This window comes from Halorubrum persicum, from assembly GCF_002727125.1.
Classification (GTDB): Archaea; Halobacteriota; Halobacteria; order Halobacteriales; family Haloferacaceae; genus Halorubrum; species Halorubrum persicum.
The window spans coordinates 62819-78697 of the sequence record NZ_NHOA01000156.1 but is presented as its reverse complement, the minus strand read 5'-3'; the positions used below and the strand labels follow the sequence as shown (position 1 = coordinate 78697).

Annotated in this window: 16 protein-coding genes and 1 pseudogene; 9 read left to right on the top strand and 8 right to left on the bottom strand. The window is 68.6% G+C overall.

What is annotated here, in order from left to right; genetic code table 11:
• From DJ69_RS18975 to ilvD, 3 genes and pseudogenes are all read left to right on the top strand, one after another.
• Window positions 1-96 (top strand): annotated as a pseudogene (locus DJ69_RS18975) (VOC family protein); the annotation flags it as partial.
• A gap of 58 nt (window positions 97-154) precedes the next feature.
• Entirely contained in the window at window positions 155-1246 is a 1092-nt protein-coding gene (locus DJ69_RS17450) for a type I restriction enzyme HsdR N-terminal domain-containing protein (RefSeq protein WP_099256840.1), read from the top strand.
• 85 nt (window positions 1247-1331) lie between these two features.
• Window positions 1332-3119 carry a dihydroxy-acid dehydratase gene (gene ilvD / locus DJ69_RS17445; protein WP_099256839.1) on the top strand — a complete coding sequence of 596 codons (1788 nt, stop codon included), beginning with the start codon at window positions 1332-1334 and terminating at the stop codon, window positions 3117-3119.
• A gap of 59 nt (window positions 3120-3178) precedes the next feature.
• Here the strand turns inward: ilvD and DJ69_RS17440 are convergent, their stop codons facing one another.
• Complete coding sequence (locus DJ69_RS17440; protein WP_099256838.1) at window positions 3179-3433, bottom strand: hypothetical protein; 255 nt, start codon at window positions 3431-3433, stop codon at window positions 3179-3181.
• 180 nt (window positions 3434-3613) lie between these two features.
• Complete coding sequence (locus tag DJ69_RS17435) at window positions 3614-4033, bottom strand: universal stress protein (protein ID WP_099256837.1); 420 nt, start codon at window positions 4031-4033, stop codon at window positions 3614-3616.
• A 103-nt stretch (window positions 4034-4136) separates the two neighbouring features.
• Here DJ69_RS17435 and DJ69_RS17430 point away from each other — a divergent pair, with 103 nt between their 5' ends.
• Entirely contained in the window at window positions 4137-4604 is a 468-nt protein-coding gene (locus DJ69_RS17430) for an NYN domain-containing protein (RefSeq protein ID WP_099256836.1), read from the top strand.
• 32 nt (window positions 4605-4636) lie between these two features.
• On the opposite strand, the gene DJ69_RS17425 is transcribed toward DJ69_RS17430, so the two are convergent.
• Window positions 4637-5308 carry a S26 family signal peptidase gene (locus DJ69_RS17425; protein ID WP_099256835.1) on the bottom strand — a complete coding sequence of 224 codons (672 nt, stop codon included), beginning with the start codon at window positions 5306-5308 and terminating at the stop codon, window positions 4637-4639.
• Window positions 5309-5443: 135 nt separating this feature from the next.
• Here DJ69_RS17425 and DJ69_RS17420 point away from each other — a divergent pair, with 135 nt between their 5' ends.
• Entirely contained in the window at window positions 5444-6616 is a 1173-nt protein-coding gene (locus DJ69_RS17420) for a glycine cleavage system aminomethyltransferase GcvT (RefSeq protein WP_099256834.1), read from the top strand.
• 102 nt (window positions 6617-6718) lie between these two features.
• On the opposite strand, the gene DJ69_RS17415 is transcribed toward DJ69_RS17420, so the two are convergent.
• From DJ69_RS17415 to DJ69_RS17405, 3 genes are all read right to left on the bottom strand, one after another.
• Complete coding sequence (locus tag DJ69_RS17415) at window positions 6719-7429, bottom strand: hypothetical protein (RefSeq protein ID WP_099256833.1); 711 nt, start codon at window positions 7427-7429, stop codon at window positions 6719-6721.
• A gap of 62 nt (window positions 7430-7491) precedes the next feature.
• The gene (gene moaC, locus DJ69_RS17410; RefSeq protein ID WP_099256832.1) at window positions 7492-7998 is read right to left on the bottom strand and encodes a cyclic pyranopterin monophosphate synthase MoaC; all 507 of its coding nucleotides are present in this window, start codon (window positions 7996-7998) and stop codon (window positions 7492-7494) included.
• Window positions 7991-9439 (bottom strand): NAD(P)H-hydrate dehydratase, encoded by a 1449-nt coding sequence (locus tag DJ69_RS17405; protein WP_099256831.1) that lies wholly within the window; start codon window positions 9437-9439, stop codon window positions 7991-7993. The genes moaC and DJ69_RS17405 overlap by 8 nt, the downstream gene beginning before the upstream one ends.
• Before the next feature lie 133 nt (window positions 9440-9572).
• On the opposite strand from DJ69_RS17405, the gene DJ69_RS18110 reads away from it, so the two are divergent.
• The 3 genes from DJ69_RS18110 to DJ69_RS17395 are packed head-to-tail and all read left to right on the top strand — an operon-like array spanning window position 9573 to window position 12451.
• Window positions 9573-9758, top strand: a complete 186-nt coding sequence (locus DJ69_RS18110) for a hypothetical protein (RefSeq protein ID WP_144050482.1) — start codon at window positions 9573-9575, stop codon at window positions 9756-9758.
• A complete protein-coding gene (locus DJ69_RS17400; protein WP_099256830.1) occupies window positions 9755-10786 on the top strand; it encodes a glycosyltransferase in 1032 nt (343 codons plus the stop codon). Before DJ69_RS18110 ends, DJ69_RS17400 begins: the two co-directional genes overlap by 4 nt.
• Complete coding sequence (locus tag DJ69_RS17395) at window positions 10787-12451, top strand: DUF2070 family protein (protein ID WP_099256829.1); 1665 nt, start codon at window positions 10787-10789, stop codon at window positions 12449-12451. It begins immediately after the preceding gene.
• Between the two features lie 74 nt (window positions 12452-12525).
• Here DJ69_RS17395 and DJ69_RS17390 read toward each other — a convergent pair whose 3' ends face one another.
• Together DJ69_RS17390 and DJ69_RS17385 are read right to left on the bottom strand one after the other, a co-directional pair.
• Window positions 12526-13653, bottom strand: a complete 1128-nt coding sequence (locus DJ69_RS17390) for a sensor histidine kinase (RefSeq protein ID WP_099256828.1) — start codon at window positions 13651-13653, stop codon at window positions 12526-12528.
• A gap of 129 nt (window positions 13654-13782) precedes the next feature.
• On the bottom strand, window positions 13783-14796 hold the full coding sequence (locus DJ69_RS17385; protein ID WP_099256827.1) for a lysylphosphatidylglycerol synthase transmembrane domain-containing protein: 1014 nt from the start codon (window positions 14794-14796) through the stop codon (window positions 13783-13785).
• A gap of 190 nt (window positions 14797-14986) precedes the next feature.
• Here DJ69_RS17385 and DJ69_RS17380 point away from each other — a divergent pair, with 190 nt between their 5' ends.
• The gene (locus DJ69_RS17380; RefSeq protein ID WP_099256826.1) at window positions 14987-15856 is read left to right on the top strand and encodes a hypothetical protein; all 870 of its coding nucleotides are present in this window, start codon (window positions 14987-14989) and stop codon (window positions 15854-15856) included.
• Window positions 15857-15879 lie beyond the last annotated feature (23 nt).

The following is a 15879-nucleotide window of genomic DNA, read 5'->3' as shown; positions in this document are numbered from 1 at the left end:
TCGCTCGACGAGCCGCTCGGCGCGGTCGGCGAGTCGTCCGCGGTGTACGTCCGGGACCCGTTCGGGTACCGGGTGGAGCTGAAAGCGCGGGTGTAGCGGAGACAGCAGGAACGTTTGTACTTTTAAGAGGTCACGCAAGCGACGTTTCGAGAAGATGGACGAGGAGATGGTGTCGGGATACGTCGAACGCTCTCAGTCGCTCGTGGAGTCGTCGCCGCAAATGGACGAGCAGAACACGCGGGCACGACTGATAGACCCATTTATCAAAGATGTTCTCGGCTGGGATTTCTATTCAACCTCGATCGAGATGGAGTACTCGGTTCAGATGGGATCGACGAAAAAGAAGGTCGACTACGCTCTGTTCACTGACGGATCGCCAGCGGTATTTGTCGAAGCGAAAGGCTGTGACACCACTATCACCGAGTCACATGCTGACCAACTCCGGAGCTACATGCGACAGGAGTGGGTCGACTGGGGACTTCTCACGAACGGAAAGTCGTTCCACGTCTACCGACTCAAAAAGGATGGCGACAAGCCCGACGTGGAACTCCTCAGACGCATCGCCCTATCCGACCTCACGGCGAACGACTGGCTGCTCGCGGCGCTGTCCGAGGAGTCGATCCAGTCGGGTGCATCAACGGAGATCTACCAGCGTGTCGAACGCCGCCGACAAGCGATCGAGACGCTTACCGATCAAAAAGCGGCTGTCTCCGAGGCGCTTCGGGAGACTGTCGTCGATCGCGTTGGGGAGGTGGTCTCCCAACCGGCGGAGTCGCTCTCGAAAACGTTCGTCGACGATCTGATCGCAGAGTTAGAAAGCGACCAAAACGATAGCCACAATGCCGCGAGAAACTCTTCACAGACAAAAACTGAGTCAGACCACAACAAACAGACTGAAGCCGGCGATCTGTCCGATGCATACGTGGTCGAAATAGCTGATCAAACTGAGTCAACCTCGTTCAGCGACGACAGTCAAGCCAACCTCATGGGGACTGTCGTAGACCACCTCATCAGAGACCATGACCTGATCGACGCGTATGCCCCGCTTCCCTATGTTCCCGGCAAGAAGATTGCAATATTAAACGACGAGCCGACACATCCGTCCGGAGAAGAGATGCGGTTGTATCGTGCGGTTGGTGGCGATTACTACGTGTACACCTCGCTGAACAAGGGCGACAAGAAGCGTCACCTGACTGATTTTGCCGATGCCGCAGATGTCGAGATTACCTTCGACGGCGACTGGTAATACTCCACCCCCGAACCCGTTCGCATGCCCGAGCAACCCTTGTTTCCTTGCGTCCGTTTAAGACCCCCGAGCGTTACGGTCAGGTATGAGCGAACAGCAGCCGCAGTCGGAGGGATCGCGCTCCCGACGACGCGACGACGCGGACCGGTTTGCGGGCGAAAAGGACGAGAGCCTGCGGAGCAGAGACGTGACCGAAGGGGCGGACAAGGCCCCGCACCGCGCGATGTTCCGCGCGATGGGGTTCGACGACGAGGACCTCTCCTCGCCGATCATCGGCGTGCCGAACCCGGCGGCCGACATCACGCCGTGTAACGTCCACCTCGACGACGTGGCGGACGCCGCGCTCGACGGGATCGACGCGGCGGGCGGGATGCCGATCGAGTTCGGGACGATCACCATCTCCGACGCCATCTCGATGGGGACCGAGGGGATGAAGGCGAGCCTCATCTCCCGCGAGGTGATCGCCGACAGCGTCGAACTCGTCTCCTTCGGCGAGCGGATGGACGCGCTGGTGACGGTGGCGGGGTGTGACAAGAACCTCCCCGGCATGCTGATGGCGTCGATCCGCACCGACCTCCCGTCGGTGTTCCTCTACGGCGGTTCGATCATGCCCGGCCAGCACGACGGCCGCGACGTGACCATCGTGCAGGTGTTCGAGGGCGTCGGCGCCTACGCCGAGGGCGATATGAGCGGCGAGGAGCTCGACGACCTGGAGCGCCACGCCTGCCCCGGCGCGGGCTCTTGCGGCGGCATGTTCACCGCGAACACGATGGCCTCCATCTCCGAGGCGCTCGGGATGGCGCCGCTCGGCTCCGCCTCCGCGCCCGCCGAGAACCCGGAGCGCTACGAGGTCGCCGAGCGCGCCGGCGAGCTCGCTTTAGAGTGCATCGAGGAGGACCGCCGCCCCTCGGACATCCTCTCGCGGAAGTCGTTCGAGAACGCGATCGCGCTCCAGACCGCGATCGGCGGCTCGACGAACGGCGTGCTCCACCTCCTCGCGCTGGCGGCGGAGGCCGACGTGGACCTCTCGATCGAGGACTTCGACGAGATCTCGCGGCGCACGCCGAAGATCGCCGACCTCCAGCCCGGCGGCAACAGCGTCATGAACGACCTCCACGAGGTCGGCGGCGTGCCGGTCGTGCTCCGCCGCCTGCTCGAGGCCGACCTGCTCCACGGCGACGCGATGACCGTCACCGGGCGCACCCTCGCCGAGGAGCTCGCCGAGCTTGAGGAGCGCGGCGCGCTCCCCGACGAGTCGGAGATCGAGGCCGACTTCCTCTACACCGTCGACGACCCCAAGGAGCCCGAGGGCGCCATCAAGATCCTCGACGGGAACCTCGCGCCCGACGGCTCGGTGCTGAAGGTGACCGGCGACGACGAGTTCTACCACGAGGGGCCGGCCCGCGTGTTCGAGAACGAGGAGGACGCCATGGAGTACGTCCAGTCGGGGGCGGTCGACTCCGGCGACGTGATCGTGATCCGCAACGAGGGGCCGACCGGCGGCCCCGGCATGCGCGAGATGCTCGGCGTCACCGCCGCCGTCGTCGGCGCGGGCCACGAGGACGACGTGGCGCTGCTCACCGACGGGCGCTTCTCCGGCGGGACCCGCGGCCCGATGATCGGCCACGTCGCCCCCGAGGCGGCCGACGGCGGCCCGATCGGGCTCATCGAGGACGGCGACCACATCACCGTCGACATCCCGGAACGCGACCTCACCGTCGACCTCTCCGAGGAAGAGCTGGCCGAGCGCCGCGAGGAGTGGGAGGCGCCGGAGCCGCAGTACGAGGGCGGCATCCTCGCGAAGTACGCCCGCGACTTCGCCGGCGCGTCCGACGGCGCCGTGACGAACCCGCGGTTGACGCGCGACCTGTAAGGAGGCGACCGCTCGTCTCCGAGCGGAGAGAACCAACGTCGAATCGGCTTCCGCCCCCTCTACGCGTCCGTCACCCCGCCGTCGGTGTGCGCCGGCCGGACGGACTCGGCGCGCCAGACGTTGCTCCGGCGGCCGGCCCGCGACAGCTCCATCTTGACGACCGAGCCTACCGGGAGGTCCGCGACGCGATCGCGGGCGTCCTCGTCGGCGTACTCGACGACGTGGTACGTCTCGTTGCGCGGATGTGCACGAACCGTGGTGCAATTGTGATCGTTCTGCTCGGAAATGACGGTGTACGCGTTTGTCTTCGACATCTTACTCCGTTATTCTTGGACATACTACTTCAATACTCCGTATATTCACTACGGTCGTCGGTCAGGTAGTAATACGGATATAAGGTGTATAACAGCCGAAACGACGGTCGCGCCTCGCGGCGCGCGTCCGAACCGATCGACCGGCGTGAGCCGCCGAACAACGCGATCGAGGCGGACGGGTCAGCGGACGACGGTGACCGGCGCCGCGGATTCTTGGACGATCTTCTCCGCGATGTTCCCGACGAGCAGGCGGTCCGCGAGGCTGCCGCTGTGGCTGCCGATGACGACGACGTCGAACTCCTCGCTCGCGTCGGCGACCGCCCGCGCCGGGTGGCCGGCCATCACGTCCGTCTTGACCTCGATCCCGCTCTCGGCGGCGATGTCGTGGACGCGCTCGAACAGGTCGCTCGCCTGTTCCCGCGCCGCCTCCTCGGTGTCGTCGGCGAGCGCGAGGCCGGCCGCGCCGCCCATCATCGACGACGGCTCCCCCACCACGTGGAGCACGACGATCTCCGCGTCCGGGTGCGCCTCCAGCGCGAACCGGAGCGCCCGCTTCGCCATCTCCGACTCGTCCATCGGCACCAGCACGCGAGATATCATGGGAACCCTTCGCGTGACGCACGGATAAGTGGTGTGTTCGCATGGGTCACCCACACTGCGCCAGACCAGCACGCATATCTCCGCGGACCCCGCACCGGGAGGCATGGAATCCAGTCGGGCGGACGACGACCCCGTCGGCGTGGCGCTGTTCGTCGACGGGCCGAACGTGTTGCGGGAGGAGTTCGACGTTGATCTCGACGACGTGCGGACCGCGGCGGAGGCGGAGGGCCACCTCGTCACGACGCGGCTCTACCTCGACGAGCACGCGACGCCGGGGCTGATTCAGGCCGCGGAGGCCCGCGGCTTCGAGGTCGTCGTCACGAGCGGCGACGTCGACGTGAAGCTCGCGGTCGACGCCGCGCGCTTCGCGGCCGAAAGCCGGATGTCGACGCTCGCGATCGCGTCGCGGGACACCGACTTCAAGCCGGTCGTCGAGACCGCGAACGGCTACGGGATCCGGACCCTCGCGATCGCGCCCGGCGAGTTCGGGCGGTCCGACGCCCTGCGGAACGCCACGACCGACTCGGTGACGCTCGACGGGAGCGAGGGCGACGGGGACGACGGGTCGTAGCCGGCGACGAGTCGCAGCCGCCGGCGCCGTCCTCACTCCTCGCGCTCGTCGCGGACCGCCCGACGCCCCGTGACCCGACCGAGGAGGAGCGCCCCGAACCCGCCGGTGGCGGCGGCGAGCCCGCCGAACCCGACCGCGGTCGGGAGGAGACCCACCCGCGCTATCGCGGCGTCGACGCCGACCCGGAACCAGCCGAGGTTCGGCACCGCGAACAGCGCCTTGGCCGTGATCCACTCCTCGCGGACGACCGGAGCGATCCCGACGCTCTGATCGTATCCGCCGTTGGCGTCGCCGTAGGTGACGTAGCCGTCGTAGGGCGCCGGACAGGTCGCGAGCGTCGCACAGTCACCGTCGAGCAGCGCCGGATCGGCTCGGTCCGTCCAGTCCTCGCCGGCGCTCACCGGGAAGGCGATCCGGTGCAGTATCGGCCGTGTCCCGTCGTTCGGCGGGTCGAACACGACCACGTCGCCGGCGCGTCCGAACGTGGTCGGTGCGCCCGCCTCCGCCGCCCCGACGATCCCGCCCCACGGGAACCGGTCGGTCGACGTGACGACGACGAGGTCGCCGCGCTCGACCTCCGGGGCCATGCTCCCGCTCTCGACCGCGACGAACGGGGGCCACGCGCCCGCGACCGCGGCGACGACGACCGCGACCAACAGGACCGCGGCGGCCGGCGCGAGCAGGCCGGAGAGGTTCCGCATCACGTGCGGTACGGGGGGGAGGAAGCGGCTTGAGGCTGTCGACGGCGGCGGTCGTTTCGCGCCCGCGACACGGAGCCCCGATCCCTCGACGGGGCCCCGATAGCAAGACCTTAGGCCGGGCCGAGAGACGGTGCTGCCATGTCAGACCGACGCACCCCGCTGTACGGGGCCCACGCGGATCGCGGTGCGAAGTTCACCGACTTCGGTGGGTGGCAGATGCCGGTCGAGTTCGACTCGATCAGCGAGGAGCACGCCGCGGTCCGCGGTTCGCTCGGCGTCTTCGACGTGTCGCACATGGGCGAGATCGAGGTGTCGGGGCCGGACGCGACGGCGCTGATGAACCGGCTCACGACCAACGACGTGACCGCGCTCGACCCGGGCGACTCCCAGTACGCCGCGATCACGAACGCGGGCGGCGTCATGCTCGACGACACGGTGGTGTACCGCCTTCCGGACGGGATCGAGGCGGGCGAGGGCGCCGACGCGCTCGCCGGCCTCGACCGCGACCTCGACGCCGGCTCCGGCGACCCCGCCTACCTCTTCGTGCCCAACGCGGGCCACGACGGACAGCTGTACGACCGATGGGTCGACTACCGGGACGGCGAGGGCCTCGACGCCGCGGTCGCGAACGCGACCGACGACTGGGCCATGCTCGCCGTGCAGGGTCCGGACGCGGCCGACGCCCTCGACGAGGCGACCCCCGCCGACCGGGTCGCCGGCCTCTCGAAGTTCGAGGCGACGGTCGCCGCGGTCGCCGGGGCCGACAGCTGGGTCGCCCGGACGGGGTACACCGGAGAGGACGGCTTCGAGGTGATGTGTCCCGCGGGCGACGCCGAGGCGATCTGGGAGGCGTTCGTCGACGCGCCGCGCGCCGCCCAACCCTGCGGGCTGGGCGCGCGTGACACCCTCCGAACGGAGATGGGATACCTCCTCTCCGGGCAGGATTTCGATCCCGAAAGCGAGCCGCGGAGCCCCTACGAGGCGCGGATCGGCTTCGCCGTGAAGCTCGACACGGAGTTCGTCGGGCGCGACGCCCTCGAAGCCCAGAAAGAGGAGGGCGTCGACGAGCGGTTCGTCGGCGTCCGCCTGCTCGACCGGGGCGTCCCCCGACACGGGTACGCCGTCACCGACGGCGACCTCACGCGGGTCGGCCAGCTCACCTCCGGCACGATGAGCCCCACGCTCGACGAGCCGATCGGACTGGGGTACCTCCACGAGCATTACACCGAACCGGGCACCGAGGTGAGCGTCGTCGTGCGCGGCGACGAGAAGCGCGCCGAAGTCGTCATCCCCCCGTTCCTGGACCGGTAGGGCCGGGTTCGACGTTTCAACGGGGCTCCCGAGACCCCCATCGAGTGATTCAGTCGGGGTGGCGTCGGTCGGTACAGTCACCGACCGCCGCCTTCGGGGCGATCAGATGAGACCGGTGATGATCTGCCTGAGATATCGGATCTCGACGAAGCCGGCGAACAGCGCGTACACCAACAGTCGTCCGAGGGTCTCCGCCGTGATCAGGCCGAGCATTTCGAGGTAGGGTGCAAGCACCGCGAGAACGCCGATCGTCGCCCCGCCGGCGGTAGTCGCTCCGAGTGCGCGATCGGCGGTGGCTGTTCCGCGGATGCGACTGGCACCGACCACGAACACGAGGAAGATCGCTGAAGGGATCAGCGTGACGAACGAAAGGAGCCCACCGGGACTTAAAAACCAGTCCGCCTGGCTGTTTCCTCCCGTTTTGAGGACGTAGCTCTCGTTGCCGTCTTCGACGATCACGTGCGCTTCCGAAGGCGACAGATACGAGCCGTACGTGAACTCGTCCGGGAGCTCGTCTTCGCGATACCCGTCGCAGACGAGCATGAACTCCTGACAGACGTCCGGCGTGTAAGAGCCCTCCGCGTTTCTCGTCCGATCGAACAGCTCCCGTGCGACCGGCGAGATCTCATCGTACTCGTAGACGGGGAGTTCGCCCTCGCCCTCCCACTCGGACACCAGCGTGTGAGAGTACTGGTCGGCGTGTATCTCCGTGTACGGCGGCGAAAACGTTCCCGGGTAGAAGAGGAGGGCGACCAGAAGCACGGCGGTCACGATTCCGAGGACTTGGAGGTGTTGATCGGAGAGCGGGCCCATCGTGTCCGGTCGAGACGTAGCAGATCGGTAAATGCTTTCCGCGGAGGCGGCCGTCGGTCCACCTACTCCCCGAGCGCCCGCTTCTCCTTCGCCACGACCTCGACGCCGGAGATTCCGGTGTCCGGATAGCCGCCGTCGGCGTCCTTCTCCGCGGCCTTCACCATGTCCCAGACGACGTTGAGCCCCGTCGTCACGCCCTCCAGCGCCTCCATCTCGCAGCCGGTCTTCCCGGTCGTCTCCACGTCGACCGTCAGCTCGATCCGGTCGTCGCCGACGACGAACTCGGTGTCGACGTTCGTGATCGGGATCTGGTGACACATCGGGATCGTCTCCCACGTGTGTTTGACGGCCTGCACCGCGCCCACCCGGGCGGTCGCGAGCACGTCGCCCTTCCCGACCTCGTCGGCCTCGACGGCCGCGATCGTCGAGGGCGTCAACCGGATTTCGCCGCGCGCGACCGCGCGACGGCTCGTGTCGGGCTTCTCTCCCACGTCGACCATCCTGACCTCGCCGGAGGCGTCGGTGTGAGTCAGCTCGTCGGCGGAGCCCTCTTCGGGATCGTCACTCATCACGCATCGCCTCGGGAAGCCGGTCGATTAAGTCCGTCGCCACGAGGCCGTACCCCGCGTCGTCCGCCGCGGCGTCCCCCGCTAGCCCGTTGACGTACACGCCGACCGCGGCCGCCCGAAACGGATCTGTCACGGCCGCGAGCGCGCCGACCGCGCCCGCGAGCACGTCGCCGGTTCCGCCGACGGTCATCCCCGGATTCCCCGTGCGGTTCAGCCGGACCGCCTCCCCGTCGCTGACCACGTCCGTCGCGCCCTTCACCAGCAGGGTGTGACCGATCTCGTCGGCGAACGACCGCACGAGCGCCGCGCGCTCGTCGGGGTCGCCGGCGGTCTCGCCGCCCATGCCCACCAGTTCGCCCTGGTGCGGCGTGCAGATCAGCTCGGCGTCCGTGTCGATCTCGGGAACGACGCGGAGCGCGTCGGCGTCGACGACCGCGCGCCCGTCGTACCGCGACAGGAACGCTCGGACGAACTGGTGCGTTTCGTCGCCGTCGCCGATCCCCGGACCGAGCACGACGACGTCGTTGCCGGCGGCCAGATCCAGCGCGCGGTCGACGTGTGCGGGGCGGAGCCGATCGCCCGACAGCTCGCGGACGATGAGGTCGGCCGAGTACCCCTGGACCGTCTCCGCGACGGTCTCCGGACAGGCGACGCGCACGAGGTCGGCGCCGGTTCGGAGCGCGGACCGGGCCGAGAGGGAGGGCGCGCCGGTGTACGGCCCGCCGCCGATCACCAACACCTCGCCGTTCTCCCCCTTGTGAGAGGTCGGGTCGCGCGCGATGCCGAGCAGGTCGCCGGGGCCGGTGAACCGCTCCGCGGCCGCCGGGATACCGATGTCCGCGACGGTCACGGCCGCGTCGAGCGACCCCAGTCCGGGCTTCTCGTCGTGGAAGGTCACGACGCGGTCGGCCTCGACGCAGACCGCGTCGCCGGCCTCGCTTCCGGTCGGCTCGCCGGTGTCGGCGTCGATGCCGCTCGGCACGTCGACGGCGACGACCGCGGCTCCGCTCTCGTTCGCCAGTCGCGCCGCGGTTCGCTCCGGCTCCCGAAGGGCGCCCGTCACCCCGGTCCCGAGCATCGCGTCGACGACCACGTCCGGGTCGTCGAGCGCGAGGTCGGCGGCGTCGGTGACCGTCGCGGTCGATAGGTCGGCGCTCCGGAGCGCCGCCCAGTTCTCGCGCGCGATCTCGGTCCGGATCGACGCGGGGCGGCCGAGCAGGCGGACGGTCACGTCGTACGCCGAGAGGAAGCGCGCCGCGACGAACGCGTCTCCACCGTTGTTCCCGCGCCCGCAGAGCAGTTCGACGCTCGCCCCGGGCTCCGCGATCGCTCGGACTTCCCGGGCGACGGCGTTGCCCGACGACTCCATCAGCTGCTTCCGCGGGACGCCGAGGGCGGCCGCGTTGGCGTCGACCGCCGCCATCCGATCGGTGGTGATCATGGGCGGAGATTCGCGTGCCGGGTGGTTAATGGTGGGGCCGCGAAGGGACGGCGCCGCCGAGGGGACGGGACCGCGTGGGTCGCGAAATGAAAATGTTGATAGCCGTCCGAGGGGAACCCGCGACGTAACAACCGTGGCACAGTCTGGATACGACGACGGCGCTACGGGCCCATCAGCTCGCGACGGCGCGACCGCGACCGGCGCGGCGGTCGCCCCCGCGGACGCGGTCCGCGACGGATCGGCGCAGTCGCCCGACTCCGGTGAGCTCTCCGACGGCGGCGCGAGACAGACGACACGCCGACGGCGAGCCCACGCATGAACATCGGATTCTTCACCGACAGCTACTTGCCCGGCATCGACGGCGTGACGTACACGATCCGCGCGTGGCGGGACCGGCTCGAGGACCGCGGCCACGAGGTGTACGTCGTCTACCCGGCGAGCAGTCACGACCCCGACGAGCGCGAGATCCCCGTCCCGTCGCTGCCGAACCCCTTCTACCGGCAGTATCGCGTTCCGACCTACCGACGCCTCTCGACGCTTCCCGACCTGGACGTGGTCCACTGCCACGGCCCGGCCTCGACCGGCCTGATGGGCCGTCGATACGCGAAGAAGCGCGGTGTGACTTCCGTGTACACTCACCACACCCCCGTGGAGGACTACTTCGTCCAGGGGTTGAAACTGCAGTCGCTGGCCGGCATCGCCGGGCGGGCGTACGTGGCCTACGAGAACCGGTTCCTCCAGTCGTTCGACTGCGTCACCGCCTCGACCTCGCGCATCCGCCGAAACGTGACGCCCCGGAGGCTGCCAGTCGGGATCGAGGCCGACACGTTCCGGCCGGTCGCGGACTCGCGGTTCGCGAGCGACGAGCCGACGGTGGGGTACAGCGGCCGGATGACCCGGAAGAAACACGTCGGCGAGCTGCTCCGGCTCGCCGACCGCCGACCGGACCTGCGGTTCGAACTGGTCGGCGAGGGGCCGGTCCGGGACGACCTCGAACGCGGCGCGCCGGCGAACGTGCAGTTCCGGGATTTCCTCCCTCGCGAGGACCTCCCGGCGTTCTACTCCGCGCTCGACGTGTTCGTCACCGCCTCGACCTGCGACACGCTCGGGCTCTCGACGCTCGAGGCGAACGCCTGCGGGACACCGGTCGCCGCCGCCGACGTCCCCCCGTTCGACCGGACCATCGGCGACGACAACGGCGCCCGGTTCGAACACGGCGACCTCGACGACATGGAGCGCGCCGTCGTCGACTGCCTCGAGGGCGACAGACCGACCCGCGAGGCGGTCGAGGAGTTCTCCGTCGAGCGGACGATAGACGAGCTAGAGGAGATATACGGGGTGTCGTAGATGGGCGCGGACAACGTCGACGTGTTTCAGCGGCTGGTGTTCAGCGTCCCGTCGCTCTCGCGGCAGATCCCCGCGATGGCACTGCTCGCCGTCGCCTACAGCGTCGTCGCGTTCACCGCCTTCTCGATGTTCACGCCGCTGTCCCCGGAGCCGTCGACGCTGCTTCCGGTCGCGGTCCTCCTGTTCCTGCTCCCCTTCCTGTTCGCCGGCGAGCTGTTTCACCGGGTCCTCCCGGGGTACCCGCGGACGTGGAGCTTCTTCCTGGCGCTGACGAACCAGTTGGTGACGTTCGTCCACGTCTTGGTCCTCTCCGGAGCCAACGACGTGGGGAACGCGTGGAGCATCGTCTGGCTCCTCTTTATCACGGTGTACCTGATCAACATCCTCGTGCTCGTGATCTCGACGGGGATCGACCACTACAAGCGGATTCTCTTCGTCGGGCTCGCCGAGCCGGCGGCGCTGATCGCCGCCTTCTACGCGTTCGCCGGCGGCGATCTCGGCTTCACGACGTACCGGCACGTGTTCGCGTTCGCCTCGCTGCTCATCGCGGCGGCGTTCCTCGTGTTGGTGCTCGGGATCGTGGACTACCTCATTCGGAGCAACACCGAGGTCTCCGCGTTCGAACTCACCTCCGGCATCCTGCGGAACGACCGCGCCTCCCTCGACCTGGGCGTCGAGGCCGAGCCCGCCGTCGAGACGCTCGCGATCGACAACGGCGATCGGCTCACCCTCGCCGCGCCGTGGGTCCACCCCGGCCCGCTCGGCGGGTTCGGCGGGGGACAGCTGAGCGGAAACGTCATCGACGCCCTCAACGACGGCGAGGAGGGCGACGACGGCGAGAGCGGGTTCTTCCTCCACGTCCCGTGTACGCACAAAGAGGACCTCTCGAATCCGGGCGACGCCGAGAAGATCCTCGACGCCGTCGCCGACCCCGAGCGCGTCGCCCGCGCGTCGCGGCTGGTGAGTCACGACTACGGCGAGATCGAGTTCTACGGGCGGCGGATCGGCGACAAGCAGGTGATATTCCTTCACGGCGAGGGGATCGACGACTACGACACGGGCGTGTTCATGAGCGACGTCGACGAGTCGGAGGTGCTGCTCGTGGACCTCCACAAACACGACCTCCAGAACGGCCCGGAGAAGGAGGTGCTGTACGGCTCCGCCGAGGCGGACCGGCTGAAACGCCACTTTGACGACTTCCGCGAGCGGCTCGCCGACGCGCCGCGTTCCGACTACGCGGCCGGCTTCTCTGTCCGCCACGCGGACCAAGACGTCGCGGCGATCGTCGAGTCGGTCGACGGGCAAGAGGTCCTGTTGATGGGGATCGACACCAACGGAGTTACGCCGGACGTGCGGGAGCTGGCGGCCGACTACCGCGAGACGTTCGACGAGGTCCTGATCTTCTCGACGGACACGCACGCCTCGATCCACGAGCTCGCGAACACGACGCGATCGGACACCGACGCGCTGACGGCGGCGGTCGAGCGCGCCGCCGGCGACGTGGCCCCGGCGACGGTCGGCCTGACGAGCCGGCGGACCCGCCCGCTCAAGCTTCTGAAGAACGATTACAACGGCCTCGTCTTCAGCGTCAACATCCTGATCCGGCTCACGATCATCGCGCTCGCGATGCTGTACGCGCTGCTCGTCATCTGGCTGTTCTTCTGACGGGCCGGACCGCCCCCGGTCGGCCTTCGCCCCCGACCGGTCGTCGACGCGGCGCGCCCGCGCAGCGCTCGTCCCTACGGGGCGACCACGTCGGACACCTCGAACCGCGCGCCGCCGTCGGCGCCCTCCTCGACCGCGATCCGCCACCCGTGGGCCTCGACGACCCCCTCGACGATCGCGAGGCCGAGACCGATCCCCTCCGATCCGGTCGTGAACCCCGTCTTGAAGACCCGCTCCCGGTCCGCCTCCGGAATTCCGGGGCCGTCGTCTTCGACGTAGAAGCCGCCCCCGTCGTCGAGCGGTCCGACGCGGATCGACACGTCGTCTCCCCCGTGTTCGATCGCGTTCCGGAACAGATTCTCGAAGAGGTGGCGCACGCGGCTGGGGTCCGCCTTGAACCGGAGATCCGCCGCCACGCTCAGGCTCGCGTCGTCGGTCCGCACCGCGTCCCAGCACTCCTCGACGACCGCGTCCAGCGAGAGGAGCTCCGTCTCCTCGACCTCCTGTCCCTGTCTGGCCACCGTGAGCACGTCGGCGATCAGGTCCTCCATCCGGTCGAGGGACCGCGCGGCGATCTCGAGGTGCTCGCTGTCGCGGGAGGAGCGTTCGATGTCGACGCGCCCCTGGGCGACGTTCAGCGGACTTCTGAGGTCGTGCGAGACGACGCTGGCGAACTGATCGAGCCGGTCGATCTTCGCGTCGGTCCGCGCCTCCTGGAGCTCCGTTTCCAGCATCCGAGCGATCAGCTCCGCGAACAGCGTCTCGGCCTCGTCGAACGGCTCCGCGCGCGGCTCCATCGAAACGAAACAGAGCGTTCCGAAGAGCTCGCCGTCGATGGTGATCGCGCTGCCATGGTAGCAGTGGAGCCCGTACCGCTGGAACGCGGGGTCGTCGGCCAACCCCTGCTCCGGCGCGTCGTGTAGCCTCACGGGGCTCTCGCCGTCGATCGCCAGCCGGCAGTACGTGTTCCGGAGATCCAGCTGGAGCCCGGCCGGGAACGTCCCGCCCTCGGGGTCGGTGCTCGCGATCGCCCGCCAGTAGTCGCTCTCGGGGTCGATCCGCGTCAGGTGACCGTTCTCCACGCTCAGATACGTCTCTCCGACCGACAGCGCCAGCGTCGCCTTCTCTTCGAACGGGAGATCCCGGCCCATCACCTCGTAGAGCCGCTCCCGGGCCTCCGTCGCGCTGAGAGCATCGCCCATGTATAACGTTCGAATACCGGGCACACCGACAAAAATGGCCCTGTTAGCTGGGTGTCGACTCTCGCCGGTCAATGCGTGTCTCGCGTTCATGCGTCACGGGTGGGAGTCACAAGACCCGCAGGCGCGGTGTCACTGGACCGTTCGGACGCCGAGCACCGACGCGGAGACGCCGCCGATCGCCACCGGCATCCAGTAGACGCCGCCGCGGAACACGAGCACGGCGGCGGTGACCGCGGACGCCGGGACGCCCGTCGTGGGGACGAGTAGCGCGACGAACGCCGCCTCGATCCCGCCGAGCCCGCCCGGGAGTGGGGTCGCGCCAGCGACGTACGCCAGCGGAACGGCGAACAGCGGGACCACCGGCGAGATCTGGTGGCCGACGGCGGCGAACGCGACCGTGAGCGCGGCGGCCTGGAACAGCCAGCCGGACAGCGAGAGCCCCACGGCCGCGGCGAGCCGCCCCGGGCTCGTGCCGACGCGCTCGATGTCCTCGAAGAAGTTCCCCAACCTGTTGGCGATCCCGGCCTCGACCGTCGCGGCGTCGAACCGGTCCAGCCGCCCGGCGAGCCCGCCGACCGCGCTGGGGAGCCGGTCGACGACGACTCGCCGGTACCGCCAGCCCAGACCGATCCCCGTGACGATCGCCGCGATCAGCGCGACGGCGACGGCGACGGCGATCTCGATCCGTTCTCCGACCGCGGCGGTGGTCGCGTAGTAGCCGACGCCGAGGAACACGATCGAGATGGAGGGGACGACGTTGAGCACGTCGACGCTGGCGATGCCGACGAGCCCCGTCTCGTAGCGCGACCCGGAGACCCGCGCGATGAGCGCGGCGGCCACCGGCTCGCCGCCCGCCTGCCCGAACGGGGTGATGTTGTTGGCGAAGACGGCCCCGGAGTAGACGAGGAACGACGTGGCGACCGAGAGGGAGACCTCCAGCGAACCGAGCACGGTCCGGAGCATGAGGCTCCACGCGACCAGCCAACAGAGCGCGAACCCGAACGTCGCCGCGACCAGGGCCGGCTCCGCCGCCAGCAGAGTCTCGATCACGCGGTCCGCTCCGACGACGACGAAGAGGACGGCGAAGACCGCGACCGCCGCGACTCCGCCGATGACCAGTCCGCGCCGCTGGCTCCCGTCCATAGGGGGTATGGCGGGGTGTCGGACTTGAAACGTCTGATTGGTTCTCGCCCGTCTCGCGGGGCGGTATTCCGAACGATCACGGCTATCGAACTGCCACAGATCGGGCTTCTCAGGCCGGGAGGAGCCGGATACGCTTCCCGAGGCGGCACCAACAAGAATACAACCGTCGACGGGGAACTGTCGCGTACTTATGGACGATCAGCGGTTCCTCGAATCGGAGTGGGATTACTGTCTGGTGTTGGACGCGTGCCGCTACGACGTGTTCGAGGACGTGTACGACGAGTACCTCGACGGCGACTTAGAGAAGCGTCGGAGCGTCGGGTCGTCGACGCCGGAGTGGGCCTCCCGGACGTTCACCGGCGACCACGACATCGCGTACTTCTCCGGGAACCCGTTCATCAACGATCTGGGGATCCCGCTGAACGAGCTGAAGTGGGGCGCGAGCTGCGACTACGAGTGGACCGCCTCCGAGCACATCAGCGACATTCACGACGTCTGGAAGACCGGCTGGGACGACGATCTGGGCACCGTCCCGCCGGAGGGGATGACAGAGGCGTACCGCAACAACCTCGACGCCATCGAGCGCGCCGACCGGACCGTGCTCCACTACATGCAGCCGCACGCGCCGTACCTCTCGCGCGGATCGGGCCAGAAGCTCAAGCAGATCCAGAAGGGGATCAAACGGCAGGAGGAGGAAGAGGCCGAGGGCGGTGACGCGGCAGACGACGGCGGCCTCCTCTCGTCGCTCAGCGCCTCGGTCCGACCGAAGATCGAGAGCCGACTCGACGACAGCGAGTTCGCCCAGAAGGCGGGGTTGTGGCTGGAGCTCGACCCCAAGGATCTCATGACGGACGGCACCCGCGTGACCGCGCTCAAGCTGTACGAGGAGAACCTCCGGATCGCCCTGGAGTCCGTCTCCGAACTCGTCGACGAGCTCGACGGCGACGTGGTCGTCACCGCGGACCACGGCGAGGCGTTCGGCGAGGAGGGCGTGTGGGAACACCACATCGAGACGTACATCCCCCCGCTGATGGAGGTCCCGTGGCTGGAAGTGGAGTGAGCGTCGCCGGTTCGAGCCGCAGC